Origin of the sequence: Micromonospora sp. NPDC049275, assembly GCF_043197115.1 — a bacterium.
Classification (GTDB): Bacteria; Actinomycetota; Actinomycetes; order Mycobacteriales; family Micromonosporaceae; genus Micromonospora.
This window is the reverse complement of sequence record NZ_JBICSN010000002.1, coordinates 446,845-457,956: the sequence shown is the minus strand read 5'-3', so window position 1 is coordinate 457,956 and position 11,112 is coordinate 446,845. Positions and strand designations below refer to the sequence as shown.

The 11,112-nt window shown below is 72.9% G+C and carries 10 protein-coding genes; 4 read left to right on the top strand and 6 right to left on the bottom strand.

All coding sequences use genetic code 11. The annotated features are described in order from the left end of the window. Together ACGFIE_RS07485 and ACGFIE_RS07480 are read left to right on the top strand one after the other, a co-directional pair. Positions 1 to 587: hypothetical protein (locus ACGFIE_RS07485; protein WP_393292092.1), on the top strand; the 587-nt coding region annotated here is incomplete at its 5' end. Between the two features lie 286 nt (positions 588 to 873). Next, the gene (locus ACGFIE_RS07480) at positions 874 to 2,079 is read left to right on the top strand and encodes a low temperature requirement protein A (protein WP_393292089.1); all 1,206 of its coding nucleotides are present in this window, start codon (positions 874 to 876) and stop codon (positions 2,077 to 2,079) included. Here the strand turns inward: ACGFIE_RS07480 and ACGFIE_RS07475 are convergent. Together ACGFIE_RS07475 and ACGFIE_RS07470 are read right to left on the bottom strand one after the other, a co-directional pair. After that, positions 2,028 to 2,831: an Asp/Glu racemase gene (locus tag ACGFIE_RS07475; protein WP_393292087.1), complete on the bottom strand. Its 804-nt coding sequence runs from the start codon at positions 2,829 to 2,831 to the stop codon at positions 2,028 to 2,030. The two genes, ACGFIE_RS07480 and ACGFIE_RS07475, sit on opposite strands and share 52 nt — an antisense overlap. After that, positions 2,828 to 3,655: a hypothetical protein gene (locus tag ACGFIE_RS07470; protein WP_393292085.1), complete on the bottom strand. Its 828-nt coding sequence runs from the start codon at positions 3,653 to 3,655 to the stop codon at positions 2,828 to 2,830. Before ACGFIE_RS07470 ends, ACGFIE_RS07475 begins: the two co-directional genes overlap by 4 nt. Before the next feature lie 252 nt (positions 3,656 to 3,907). Here ACGFIE_RS07470 and ACGFIE_RS07465 point away from each other — a divergent pair, with 252 nt between their 5' ends. Then, a complete protein-coding gene (locus ACGFIE_RS07465; RefSeq protein WP_007460667.1) occupies positions 3,908 to 4,114 on the top strand; it encodes a hypothetical protein in 207 nt (68 codons plus the stop codon). 227 nt (positions 4,115 to 4,341) lie between these two features. Continuing rightward, positions 4,342 to 5,301, top strand: a complete 960-nt coding sequence (locus tag ACGFIE_RS07460) for a TIGR03557 family F420-dependent LLM class oxidoreductase (protein ID WP_393292082.1) — start codon at positions 4,342 to 4,344, stop codon at positions 5,299 to 5,301. A gap of 83 nt (positions 5,302 to 5,384) precedes the next feature. Here ACGFIE_RS07460 and ACGFIE_RS07455 read toward each other — a convergent pair whose 3' ends face one another. The 4 genes from ACGFIE_RS07455 to ACGFIE_RS07440 all read right to left on the bottom strand — a co-directional run bounded on the left by ACGFIE_RS07455 (position 5,385) and on the right by ACGFIE_RS07440 (position 11,062). After that, complete coding sequence (locus tag ACGFIE_RS07455; protein WP_393292079.1) at positions 5,385 to 6,890, bottom strand: hypothetical protein; 1,506 nt, start codon at positions 6,888 to 6,890, stop codon at positions 5,385 to 5,387. Positions 6,891 to 7,057: 167 nt separating this feature from the next. Beyond that, positions 7,058 to 9,151 (bottom strand): amino acid transporter, encoded by a 2,094-nt coding sequence (locus ACGFIE_RS07450; protein ID WP_393292077.1) that lies wholly within the window; start codon positions 9,149 to 9,151, stop codon positions 7,058 to 7,060. A 100-nt stretch (positions 9,152 to 9,251) separates the two neighbouring features. Next, positions 9,252 to 9,641 (bottom strand): hypothetical protein, encoded by a 390-nt coding sequence (locus tag ACGFIE_RS07445; protein WP_393292076.1) that lies wholly within the window; start codon positions 9,639 to 9,641, stop codon positions 9,252 to 9,254. A 650-nt stretch (positions 9,642 to 10,291) separates the two neighbouring features. Beyond that, complete coding sequence (locus ACGFIE_RS07440) at positions 10,292 to 11,062, bottom strand: DUF5995 family protein (RefSeq protein WP_393292073.1); 771 nt, start codon at positions 11,060 to 11,062, stop codon at positions 10,292 to 10,294. Between the last annotated feature and the right edge of the window lie 50 nt (positions 11,063 to 11,112).

The following is an 11,112-nucleotide window of genomic DNA, read 5'->3' as shown; positions in this document are numbered from 1 at the left end:
GCGCCGACGTCACGCCGGTCGAGACCACGGACGCCGACGTCACGCCGGTCGAGACCACGCGCGCCGACGTCACGCCGGTCGAGACCACGGACGCCGACGTCACGCCGGTCGAGACCACGCGCGCCGACGTCACGCCGGTCGAGACCACGGACGCCGAGGTCACCCCTGCCGAGGCTCCGCAGGCCGACCCCCCGTACGCCGAGGTCACCCCGGTCGAGGCGACGCCGGTTGTTGCGGCGGCCGCGACCGCGACGGACGTCGCGGACGCCGAGCCGGTGCGGGCCGCCCCGCCGGTCCGGGCGGCCGACACCACGCCGACGCAGGCGGACACCGAGCCCACGGGCCCGGCGGACGACTTCCGCCGGATCCAGGGGGTCGGGCCGAAGATCGCGGCCGCGTTGCAGGCGGCCGGTGTCCGCACCTACGCCCAGCTCGGCGAGCTGGACGAGCCGGCGCTGCGTGACCTGATCCGGGCCGCCGGTCTGCGTGCGGCACCCGCGTTGGCCACCTGGCCCCAGCAGGCTCGGATCCTGGCCGGCGCCGGTGACCAGGCGGCGGCGGTGTTGCCGGGCGGCAGCCAGGGCTGAGTGTCGACACCGAACCCCCGGACGCCCGTCTTCTCGACGGCCGGCCGGGGGTTCCGTCGTTCCGGCGGAGCGACCGGGGTCGGGACATTTGATCAACTCGGCATCCATGGAACCGGGCCGTCCGCCCCGCCCGGACACCCCGACCTCAGGGAAACCGAGTCGATCGACCGCCTCCCCGGTCGGGGGACGACCGGCCGAATACGGGTTGGCGGGCTCGGCCGCTGGCTAGCGTCGGTCGAGGTGAGCCGGACGGCCCGCCGCGTCCACCGGCACCGCAGGAGCAATCGTGCACCTCTCCGCGCCGGAGCCCGGGCACCGCAACACCCGACCACCGGTACGCGACCCGGATTCCCCCCGCCGGGTGACGCTGCTCGAACTCTTCTTCGACCTGGTGTACGTGGTCGCCCTCGCCCTCATCTCGCGGGGCATGGTCGACAAGCTCGACTGGCACCGGGCCGGGCAGGCGCTGATCCTGCTGGCCGCCGTCTGGTGGACCTGGGCGATCACCACCCTCGTCACCGACCTGTACGACCCGGAACGCACCGAGATCAAACTGCTGATCAGCGCCGTGATGTTCGGCGCCCTGTTGATGACCACCGCGATCCCGGAGGCGTTCGGCGCACGGGGAATCGTCTTCGCCGCCACGTACGTGGCCATCCACCTCGGGCGTGGGCTGTTCCTGATGCCTGCCGTACGCCGCGAACCGCAGACCCAACGCAGGGCCGTCCGCATCTTCGTCTGGTTCACCGTGTCGGCGATCCCCTGGATCATCGGCGCGTTCGTCAGCGGCGACGCCCGGCTGGCGTGCTGGGCCATCGCGCTCGCCATCGACTACGGCGGTTTCCGGCTCGCGTACCCGGTGCCCGGGTTGGGGGTGGTGCCGGAGCCGCAGCGCAACGTCCAGGCCGAGCACCTCTCCGAGCGGTACCAGCAGTTCTTCATCATCGCCCTCGGCGACGCCATCCTGACCATCGGCACCATGTTCAACCTGGCCCACTCCGAGGCGCAGAACATCGCCGCGTTCGCGGTGGCGTTCGCGACAACGCTTGTGCTCTGGCGGATCTACGTCCACAAGTCCGGCCAACTGCTGCCGACGGCCATCAAGATGTCCGGAGCGCCGGGCAAGTTCCTGTTCACCGCGCCGTACACCCACCTGTTGATGATCGCCGGAGTGGTGGTCACGGCCTCCGGGTTCGACCTGGTGCTGCACGAGCACAACGGCCGTACGCCGCCGGCCTGGGTCGCGGTGATCCTCGGCGGACCGGCGCTGTTCCTGGTCGGCCGGTCCTCGTTCGAGTACGAGGTGTTCAGCCGCGTCTCGCCGTCGCGGGCCGGCGGTCTCCTGGCGTTGCTGACGCTCGCACCGGCGGCCATGTACCTGCCGCCGATCTTCGCCTCCCTCGGTGCCCTGCTGGTGTTGGTAGGCGTCGCGTACGCCGACTATCGCCGCAGTCGCGGCAAACCGCCGGAGGCCCCCGCCCCGCCGCACTGAACCGCGGCGCCGGCCAGCAGTCGACCCGCGTCCGGCACGTACGGCTCGACGCCGAGCACGGTCAGCAGCTGGTGCACGGTGGCGGTGGCGGCGGTGAGCACCGGCCGGCCGAGGCGGGCCTCCACCAGCGGCACCGCGGCCAGCGACGGCAGCTGCACGCAGGCGGAGAGGACCACGGCGTCCACGTCGGTCACGTCCAGCCGGTCGGCCAGCTCCACCAGCCGCGCCGTCGGGATGCGGCCCACCGCGACGTTGTCCGGCTCGCCGAGGCTCAGCGCCTCGGTGACCCGTACGCCGTACCCGGCGAGGTAGGCGACGACTGTCGCGGTCAGCGGCGGCAGGTACGGCGCGATCAGGGCCACCCGACGCGCGCCCAACGCCCGCAGTCCGGCCACCAACGCGCCGGCGCTTGTCACCACAGGCATGTCGTGCCCGGCCCGCACGGCCGCCCGGCCCAACCGCCGCTCGGCCCGCTCGTGCGCGCCGACGCCCTCGCACATCACCGCCACCAGGCAGGCGTACGCGAGCACGTCGCACCGGGCGTCGGCCAGCTCGGCGGCGCAGCGGACCGACGAGCGGTTCATCCGGGCCAGCTCGTCGGCCGTCACCTGGTGCAGCCGCACCCTGCTGGCGTGGGTGGTGAACCGGGTCGTCGGGTCGACGGCCTCCCGCCGACGCAGCATGGCCGGGATCTCGGTCTCCATGGTGGTGTTCGAGCTGGGCACCACCAGGCCGACCCGGTAGTGGCTCACACCAGCGCTCCCGCGTACCCCCGAACCTGCAACCGCCGCCCGGCGGTGTCGCCGAGGCGCACCTGGAGGCCCAGCGGCGCGGCGGCCCGGCGGACGTCGTCCAGGTGCAGCGAACCGTGCCGGTCCACGGTCAGCACCGGCGGCTCCTCCAGCTCGCCCTCCGGAGCGTGGAACGAGAGCAGGGTCACCGAGGTGGTGAGGTAGCCGGGGTAGGCGGCGCGGGCGGCCGCCTCGTCGGGGTGGGCGAGCACCACCAGGTCGTCGAGGTGGGCGAAGTCGGCGGCGAGCGCGCCTGCCTTCCAGTGCGCCGGCTCCTCGGCCGCACCGGTGTGGTGTCGGGACCGGTTCGCCGACGTGATGTAGAGGTGATCGGTGCCGGTCTCGGCGAGCGCCCGCTCGAAGAACGCGTTGGACGGGCAGGTAAGACCGGGAGCGATGACCTGCGTGGTACGCAGGCCACTGTCGACCTGGGTGAGGTGGTCGGGCAACCGGTCGGCGGCGGGGCCCCGGAAGCCGAACGGCCCGGCGCCGTAGAGAGCGTCCATCAGGGCCCGCACCCGGCCGATCGGCAACCGCGGCGAGATCCGGGACCAGTCGAACATGCCCGGGATCCGCCCGACGGCGGTGGTGATGCTGCCGACCTGGTGGACCGGGCGGCCCTTGGCCAGGTTGACCCGGCGTACGGTGGCCGCGTCCGGCCGGGTGACGATGACGTAGAAGTTGGCGAACGCCGCCGCGACGACCGCGCCGCCGGCGAGCGCGCGGGCCGCGACCGCGACGTCCTCGGGGCGGTCGATGTACAGGGATGGGGTGGGGGCGTGCATGGGTCCTCCTCGGCGGGGCCGTGAGGCAGTTCTACGTCCGGCGGCCCGTGCGGCGGCCGGGTTGGTCGGCGATCCGATAGCCGACCGTCGGGACACGATGCGGGCGGCCGATGCCGGTGCGGTACCGACGGCGGACGTCATCGGCCGGACGGAGGATCCGGCGGGGGTGCCGGACGCTCACCGTTAGCCGCGCGACCCGATTGGGTACAACGCCTGCACCTCAGATCCACCACATACCTTCAGGAGGCAGCGATGCGCGGCACCTCGATACTCGGAGTCATCGTCGTGATCTGGCTGGTGATCGGCGCCATCGCCGGCGGTCAGCGGGGTTACTACAGCGGCGACGACACCAACTGCGCCGAGGCCGGCACGATCCTGGTCACGATCGTGGCCGGACCGCTGAACTACATCGGGGCCAACCCCAAGGTCGACTGCAAGCTGCCGGAGCCGTCCAAGTAGGACGAAGACGTTCCAGGAGGCCCGCGCCCGTCCGGGGCGCGGGCCTTCTGCTGCCCCGGGGTTGGGGGTGTCGCACCCCGTCCGGCTCTGCCGCCGCCGGGCTCCGGGCATCCGCCACATCGCGTGGGGCGTCCTAGGAGGCTGGTTCGGACCCGTGGGCGGCGTTTGTGGGCGCGGAGGACGGGAACCGACCGGCGTCAGCGAGTGGACGGAATCGGGAGCGTGCCATGCAGATCGGCTACAAGCTGGCCTCGGAGGGCTTCGGGCCGCAGGAGATCATCCGGCAGGCCGTCCGGGCCGAGCAGGCCGGTTTCGACTTCGTCGAGATGAGCGACCACTTCCACCCCTGGCTGGACGCGCAGGGCCACTCGTCCTTCACCTGGAGCGTGCTCGGCGCGATCGCGGCGAAAACGACCACGCTGCGCCTGGCCACGGGCGTCACCTGCCCGACCGTGCGCTACCACCCGGCGATCATCGCGCAGGCCGCGGCGACCATGGCACTGATCTCCGACGGCCGCTTCACCCTCGGCGTCGGGGCCGGCGAACGGCTCAACGAACACGTCGTGGGGCAGGGCTTCCCCAGCGTGCGGGGCCGACACGTCCGGCTACGCGAGGCGCTGGAGATCATCCGACTGCTCTGGCAGGGCGGCTACCAGTCGTACGAGGGGCGACACCTGCACCTGGAGGACGCCCGGGTCTTCGACCTGCCGGACACCCTGCCGGTGATCGCGGTCGCCGCCAGCGGGGAGGCGTCCGCCCGGCTGGCCGCCGAACTGGGCGACGGGCTGTTCGCCACCGATCCGGACGCCTCGATCGTCGAGCACTACCGGCGGGCCGGCGGATCGGGCCCGCGATACGCCGAGGTGCCACTGGCCTGGGCCACCGACGAACAGCAGGCGGTGCAGGCGGTGTTGCGGACCAGCCGGTGGATGGTCACCGGCTGGAAGGTGATGAGCGAACTGCCGAACCCGGTCAACTTCGACGCGGCAAGCGCCCACGTGGAGGAGAAGCACATCCGCGAGCTCTTCGCCGTCGGCCCCGACCCCGAGCCGCACGTGGCGAAGGTCCGCTCGTACGTCGACGCCGGCTTCGACCACGTCGTCCTGCAGAACGCCGGCGGCGACCCCGACGGCTTCCTCGACTTCTTCGCCGCAGACCTGGCTGCCCGGCTGCGCGCCCTCGGCTGACGGCGCACGCCCGCCCGGACGGCTGTCCGGGCGGGCGGGTGCGCTCAGGATGTGCGCTCGGGACGAGTGCGCGTGTCGGCGCCTCAGCGGAAGCAGTGCGCGATCGGCACCGTGCTGCCCTCGCAGTTCGTCGGCTCGTTCTCGACGACCACGCTCTCGTCGTCGAGCTTGACCTGGGCGTGCTCGGCGAAGATGCCGCCGGGCTTCACCGTCGCCGCGTTGTGCGTGACCTTGCTCGTGTAGAGCGCCACCGAGCCCGCGGAGGCGTAGATGCCACCGCCCTTGGACGTCGCGCCGACCGCCTCGTTGCCTGTCACGTCGCTGCCGCGCACGAGCAGGTTGGACTTCTCCGCGTAGATGCCGGCCCCGATGCCGTGCGTGGTGTTGCCGTCGACCACGCTGTCGTCGAGGGGCAGCAGGCCCTTGACTGTGGAGATGGCCCCACCGTTGACGGTGGAGGTGTTGCCGCGGATGGTCATCTTGCGCATCACCAGCACCGCGTCGGAGTTGGCGGCGCCACCACCGACCTGGGCCGTGTTGTTCAGCAGTTCGGTGTCGTACACCTTGGTCCGGGCCGAGAAGCTGGCCAGGCCGCCACCCTGCCCGGCGCTGTTCTCGGCGAGCGTGGTGGTGTCCACGTCCGCCGCGCCCCGGTAGTTGCCGAGCCCGCCGCCGTAGCCGTTGGCGCTGTTGTGGCGGAACTCCGAGCGCTTCAGCGTCAGCACACCGCCGTTGAGCAGGCCCCCGCCCTTGCCCGCGGCGCCGGAGGCGCTGTTGCCGACGAACGTGGAGTCGGTGACCACCATGTTGCCGTCGTTGAAGATCCCACCGCCGCCGCCCTCGGGCGAGAGCGAGGTGCTCTGGGTGACGGTGACCCGCTCCACCACTGCCGTCGCGCCGTGCACGACGTGCACGCTGCCGCCCTCGATGAGCGAGCGGCCGTTGTGCAGCTCGACGTCGCGCAGGGTCAGCTCGCCGCCGTCGCGGACGGTGAAGAAGCGGAACGGCGCGGCCTGGGCGTCGCGGGCGATGGTCGCGCCGGCGCCGTCGATGGTGATGCCCTGGTAGATCACCGGCAGGCCGGACGTGTCGTCGGCCGGGTTGTGCGGCGGAGCGTCGGCGTCCCCGGGGGTCTCCGCGGCGTCGGCCTGCTCGCGGGCGTCGCGGATCCCACCGTCGTACTGGTCGGTCTCGTGGAACGCCTCGGTGAGGGTGTACCGGCACCGGGGCGCGAGCCGCAGGTCCCCGCCGCCCTCCGCGTTGGCAGTCACCAACGCGGCCACCAGCTTCGCCGCGTCGCAGGGCACCTCGATCACGCCGTGCCTGCCGGTGCCCGGGGTGTGCGGGCGGGCCCTCTCGGCGTCGTCGCCGCCACGCTCCGGCGCGGACCGGTCGTCGGGCTGCCGGTCGTCGTCGCGGGCGGCCGGGGTGGTCAACCTGCCCAGGCCCGACAGGGACAGGTCACGGTCGGCCGCGGCGGCGGCGCCGGCCGCCCCCACCACCAGGCTCCCGGCCAGGAGCCCACCGGCTAAGAACCATCGGGACCGCCGTCTGGGTCGTGCCGGGCGGTCTCCTCGGTACGTGGACATCAGGTGCCTGCCTTCCTGGGTACGTGACGTAACCGCGCCAATCGGGGCGTGGGGTGACCGACGTGCCGCCAACCACCAAAGGTCACGATAGGACCGCAATCCGGACAGGAAGGTGTGAACGTGAATAGTGCTGCCATTCATCTTTTACGACACCAGACGACGCGCGCTCACCCGCCGACGTGGATGCCCGGCCGACGCAGTGGGTCCTTCTCGGTACGACGAATGATCTCCCGCACCACCGGCGGGGTGTCCCCCCGGCCGAGAATCAGGTAGCGCAGCAGGTGCGCGATCGGGCTGCCCTCGGACCACTCGAAGTGCGCGTGCGGGCGTACCCCGGTGGCGTCGCGCAGCGCCAACAGGATCGCGGCTATCGCGTTCGGCGCGGCGGGGCTGCTGGCCCGCAGCACCCGGAAACCGGCCACCTCGACGCCGTGCACCCGCAGCACCTGGCTGAACTCCGACGGATCCACCACGTCGATCTCCAGGAACAGCACGTCCGCGGCCCCGGGCACCGGGTTCATACCCCGCTGCGCCCGCTCCTTGATCGTGTACTCCTTCACCGAGCCGCTCTGCCGCTTGTTGGCGATGAGGTGCAGCTGCCCGTCGTGCGCCAGCGACTCGGCGACGAACCGACGGGCCGGCTCGTCGAACTCGATCCGCTCGGCGCGCAGCTCGGTGGTCCGGGTGACCCGGGAGATCAGCGACACCACGATGATGGCCAGGATGAACAGCGCCGAGATGGTGATCCCGTCCGGCTGCTCGACGACGTTCTCCAACAGCGCGTACAGCAGCACCACGGTCAGCAGCGTGAAACCGACGCCGGCGACGCGTTGGCGGTGCCGCACCGCGGAGATGGTCACCGCCACCGCGCCGGAGACCATCATCGCCAGGATGCCTGTGGCGTACGCCCCGGCCTGGGCGTTGACGTCGGCCCGGAAGGCGATCGTGATGGCCACGCTGACGACTGTGTAGACGATCACCACCGGACGCACCGCGCGTGCCCACTCCGGGGCCATGCCGTACGAGGGCAGGTAGCGGGGCACGATGTTGATCAGCCCGGCCATGGCCGACGCGCCGGCGAACCAGAGGATGAACACGCTGCTCACGTCGTAGACGGTGCCGAACACCTCACCCAGGTAGGTGTGCGCGAGGAAGGCCAGCGCCCGACCGTTCGCGCGGCCACCCGGGCGGAACTCGGCGGCGGGGATGAGCGCGGTGGTAACGAAGGTCGTCGAGATCAGGTACACCGACATGATCAGCGCCGCGGTGGTGAGCAGCCGGCGGGTGTTGCGGATCCGGGCCGCCAGCCGGGCCGCCCGGTCCGGCCCGTCGGCCGACACCAGCGGCATCATGCTGACGCCGGTCTCGAAGCCGGACAGCCCCAGCACCAGCAGCGGGAACGCCAGCACGGCGGTGATCAGCACGTGGCCCGCCCCGCCGCCCGCGGTCAGCGCGGTGGTCCAGTCCGACACGATGGTGGGGTCCTCGACGATCCGGGTCACCGCGACCACCACGATCACCGCGTTCAGGACGAGGAAGACCGCCACCAGCGGGATGGCCACCACCACGGCCTCGCGGAAGCCGAGCAGGAACACGCCGCCGAGGACGAGCAGCAGCGCCACGGTGACCACCACCGGCACCGCCGGACCGTGCAGGGCGTCCGGCAGGTACGGGTTCTCCAGCAGGTGCACTGTGGCGTCGGCCGAGGACAGGGTGATCGTGATGATCCACGAGGTGGCCACGAACCCGAGCAGCACGAGCACGAAGATCTTGCCCCGCCAGAACGGCAACAGCCGTTCCAGCATCGCCACCGAGCCCTGCCCGTGCGGGCTCTCCTGGGCCACGCGACGATACATGGGCAACATGCCGAACAGGGTCAGCGCGACGATCAGCAGAGTCGCCAACGGGGACAGCGCACCCGCGGCCACGGCCGCGATGCCCGGCAGGTACGACAGGGTGGAGAAGTAGTCCACGCCGGTCAGGCACATCACCTGCCACCAGGCGTGCCTGCGGTTCTGCCCCTCGCTGGTCTCCGGGCCCGGCGGCTGTACCTGGTGCTGGAAGAGCCACCGGCGCAGCGGACTGGCCGGCGGCGCCGACCGTGCCGGGCTGGCGACCCGCTCGGGCACCACCACACCCTGCCGGCCTCCGGAGTGCGGGCGGGCCGGGTCGCGGGCGGCGCGCAGGGCCGGGTCCGGTCCGGTCGGCGTGTGGCGTCGTCCGCTCCAGCGTCGCGGTTTCGCCCGGTGTTCGTCAGCCATCGCCCGTCCCACCCTCGCAGGTCCTGATCCGACGGTAGGTGGTAGCCGGCGGCCCGACCGGCGGAACGGGGCACGCGGATGGCCTACTCAGGGCAGGTCCTCATCCGGCGAGCAGCCGTGCCAGGGCCGGCGGGTCGGCGACGGTGACCGTGGCCGCCGGGTGCCGGGGCCAAGCGCCGGGCGACAGGGCCGGCACCGGTACGCCGAAGCGCAGGCAGACCCCGCCCGCCGTGCTGCTGCCGAAGCTCACGCCGCCGTCGACCAGCGACAGGTGCGGGCCGATCACCCGCCACCAGCGGTACGGGCCACCGACCTCGGTGCCGAGCACGTTGTCCCGGCCGGTGCGCAGCCGCCACGGCCCGTACCGGATCAGCAGGTCCTCGTCGGTGACGGCGACCCAGGCCGTCGCAGGCCGCACGCCCAACAGCGCCAGCGCCGGACGGAACGCCGGGTCGAAGCGGAACGGGAACCGGACACCGGCTGCGGTCATCGCGCACCGGGACGGGCGGCGGGTCGTGGCACCGGGTCACCCGGCCGCAGCGGGCCGGGCCGGGCGGGGCGGGGTCGGGCGGCGGGCCGGCGCCGGGCCAGGACGGTCATGGCGCGGGCGTACCCCGTTCGGGGCGACCGACACCCCCGGAGGGCACGCCGTCGACGGTCCGCGCACCGCGGCCGGTCCCGGGGCCCCGGCAGAGTGAGTGCGGTGGCCCGTCCCCATCCGTGGCCGCGGGGGGGGGGCGGGGGGGCGGCCCCCGCCCCCCCGCCCCGCCCCCCCGCCCCCCCCCCCCCCCCCCCCCCCCCCCCCCCCGCCCCCCCCCCCCCCCCCCCCCCCCCCCCACGCACGNNCCTGGGGGTGGGGGGGGGCCGGACCCAAGCGGGGGCGGGGGCGCGGGCGGGGGGCCCGCCCCGACCCCGCCGGCCGGCGCAGCGAGCCCGGCCCGCACCGCTCCCCCGCCGCCGGCCGGCACCCCCCGGCCGGCCGACGACTGCAGACGGTCGACACCCCCCGGGCCGACCGGCTGACTCCCCGCCGCCGCCGGCGAACCGGTCGACCCGCGGGTGGATGGAGCTGGTGGGGCGGACGCGCCCCCGCGCTCCGCCGCCCCCCACGGGGCGGAGCGCGGGGACCCCCCGTCCCGGCTACTGCAGGAACGCCCCGAGGGGCGAGAGCAGCAGCCGGCCGAGCGCCGCGGCGTTGTCGTCCAACCGCGTGCGCTCACACTCGCGGGCATCCGGATCGTGCCGGCACCGCCAGATCTTCTGCGCGTTGCGCCAGGCGACATCGCGGGTGTACTCGACCAGTTCCCCCTGGTACCAGTCGTCGATGTCGCCGTTGAGCATGTCGATGAGCAGCTGCCACCGCTCCAGATAGCCCCGGCGCAGGCCGGGGATCTTGTCCGCGAAGATCTTGTTGATCTCGAGGTAGTCGTGATGCTGGTCGGTGCCGTCGACCGGCTCCGACTCCAGATGGTCGAACGTCGTCACCAACGCGAACGGCAGGTCGAAGTTGATGTGCGCGTTCACACCGGCCGCCGCCGACGGCAACGGGCGGGCGTCCGGCCCACGCATCCGGGAGAACAGGCACGACCACGCCTTCGGCGTACCGGGGCTGGAGTCGCTCCACAACCGCAGGGCGTCGAAGTAGCGGGCCGCGAACTCGACGTCCAGCCGGGAGAGGAACGCCGGGTCGACGAAACGGTCGTCGTACAGGCCGTCCAGCACACTGCTGGTGATCGTCAGGTAGAGCTTGTTGAAGTCGGCGAGCGGGCAGCTCGCCTCCAGCGGCGGGAGCCGCACCAGCATGTCCTGGAGCTTGGTGAGGTGATCGACCACCGCCGGCACGTCCGCCGGATGATCGGCGAGCAGGTCGACGATGTCCCGGTGCACGGGCCCCCAGACGGGTTCGGTCATCTCTCCTCCATAGTGGTCGTGACGCCCCCGGGGCGCCGTCGACGGGGCTC